2 protein-coding genes are annotated in these 1,079 nt (G+C 40.8%); both read left to right on the top strand.

Translation table 11 applies throughout. The features are described from left to right. Nucleotides 1-837, top strand: an 837-nt coding sequence (locus ACTYA4_RS22045; RefSeq protein ID WP_445505873.1) for an ABC transporter permease, incomplete at its 5' end; no start/stop codon positions are given. Next, on the top strand, nt 838-1,079 hold a 242-nt coding region (locus tag ACTYA4_RS22050), incomplete at its 3' end, for an ABC transporter permease subunit (RefSeq protein WP_445505874.1). It lies immediately after the preceding gene.

Below are 1,079 nucleotides of genomic sequence, written 5' to 3' on the forward strand. Positions count from 1 at the left end.
GGCTTGTTTAATATTGGGGTGGAAGGCCAGTTAATTGTCGGATGGCTGGCAGCGGTTTGGGTTGGTGTTGCCTTTGATTTGCCAAAAATAATCCATCTGCCGCTCGCTATTTTAGCATCTATTGCAGCAGGGGCTTTATGGGCATTTATTCCTGGCTTATTAAAAGCGCGCTTTCGTGTGCATGAAGTAATCGTTAGTATTATGATGAACTACATTGCACTCCATGTATCCAATTATTTAATTCGCAATGTGATGACAGAGAAAAAAGATCGTACAGAAAATATATTGGATTCTGCGAGCTTGCGATCTGATTTCTTAAGCAGTATCACCGATTATTCTCGTTTGCACTGGGGAATTATTATTGCCCTTATTTCTGTGGTGGTGATGTGGCTTCTTTTAGAAAAAACAACAAAGGGCTATGAATTAAAAGCGGTTGGATTTAACCAGCATGCCTCTCAGTACGCTGGTATGAATGTGAACCGCAATATTATTCTTTCTATGGTGATTTCTGGTGCCTTTGCTGGTCTTGCAGGTGCGATGGAAGGTTTAGGTACATTCGGTTATGTCAGTACAAAAGGCGGCTTTACTGGCGTAGGGTTTGATGGAATTGCCGTAGCGCTTCTAGGTGCAAATGGTCCAATCGGCATCGTATTAGCTGCCATACTATTTGGCTTCTTAAAAGTAGGGGCATTAAATATGCCGCTTGAAGCGGGTGTGCCAAATGAAATGGTCGATATTATTATTGCACTTATTGTATTTTTTGTTGCTTCCAGTTATATGATTCGCTTATTTTTGGAGAAATTAAGTACAAATAAAAGAAAAAAGGGGGAGAAGTAAGTGGGATTAATGGATGTTTTATTCATTGTCATTCCTTCTTCACTATTATGGGCTGCGCCGCTGATTTTTACTGCACTCGGAGGTAATTTTTCAGAACGGGCTGGTGTAGTAAATATAGGGTTAGAAGGATTAATGGTCATGGGGGCTTTTTCCTCTATTGTGTTTAATTTAACCTTTGCAGACAGTTTAGGAGCGTGGACTCCATGGATTGCCTTGCTTTTCGCCATGATTATTGGTGCAGT

Source organism: Niallia yueguangensis (assembly GCF_052663115.1).